The sequence below is a fragment of the Pectinatus cerevisiiphilus genome (assembly GCF_004341685.1).
Taxonomy (GTDB): domain Bacteria; phylum Bacillota; class Negativicutes; order Selenomonadales; family Selenomonadaceae; genus Pectinatus; species Pectinatus cerevisiiphilus.
This window is the reverse complement of sequence record NZ_SMAA01000049.1, coordinates 1-1,083: the sequence shown is the minus strand read 5'-3', so window position 1 is coordinate 1,083 and position 1,083 is coordinate 1. Positions and strand designations below refer to the sequence as shown.

Here is a 1,083-nt window from a genome sequence, read left to right as displayed (position 1 = left end):
TTCTTCCAGTGCTCTTCTGGAAAATCCATATATGTCAGTGTCTCAGCAATCCCATCCAGCAGTTTATCTGCCGCTTTCTTCAGTTTCATCATACGCAGCTTTTTAGCTACGAGTTCGGTCTTTTCTAAAGCAGCGGCTTTGTCTTCTTGGGCATGAATTGCTTTGAGCATGCGACCCACTTCTTTTCCGTGTTTTCTAGGAACAACTGAGAAGATATTTCTAAAGAAATGGACGCTGCAACGCTGGTATTTAGTTTCCGGAAAGACTTCTGTTACGGAATCACACATTGCTTGGCATTTATCACCAACCATCAAGCGGACGCCACGTAGACCGCGATTTCGCAAAGAAACAAGAAAGCTTTTCCAACCTTCCTTATCTTCTTTCATGCCTTCAGCAGCACCGACAACTTCACGGAAACCATCTTGGTTTACAGCAATAGCAACTAGAATAGCGACATTCTCGAATTCGCCACCCCAGCTGCGTTTGAGATAGATGCCATCAAGGAAGACATATGGATATTCTTCGCTTGGAAGTGGGCGATTACGCCAAGTCTCAATATTACCATAAGCTTTCTTATTGAGGTTGCTAATTGTTCCTGGAGATACTTTGGATCCCCAAAGGGCTTCCGTGATATCTTCGACACGGCGTACAGATACACCAGCCAGATACATCTCAATCAAAGCTTCTTCTACACTACTTTCACGACGACGATAGCGCTCAATAATTGCGGTCTCGAAGGAAATTCCTTTGAGTTTGGGAACTTTCAATGTGATATTGCCCGAGGTAGTCTGTAGATTCCGTGTATAATGACCGGAACGGTAGCCTTTACGACGGTCTGTACGCTCATACTTGGAAGCATTGGTCAGATCAGCAGCTTCCTGATCTAGTAGGCTGTTCAGAGTCTCCTCTACGCTCTGCTTGACCAAATTCTTAAGTTCAGTTTTGATTACTTGCTCATTTAATTGTATAATGTTGTCAGACATGGTTCTCGTCTCCTTTGCGGGTTTTGTTTGGCGACTTAATTTTAGCAAAAGACGAGGCCTATGTCTTTATTTAATTTTGCGAAAAATATTATACCTTATC

Annotated in this window: 1 protein-coding gene; it reads right to left on the bottom strand. The window is 43.1% G+C overall.

The genetic code is table 11. The features are described from left to right. Nucleotides 1-983: IS256 family transposase (locus tag EDC37_RS12245; RefSeq protein WP_132551750.1), on the bottom strand; the 983-nt coding region annotated here is incomplete at its 3' end. Nucleotides 984-1,083 lie beyond the last annotated feature (100 nt).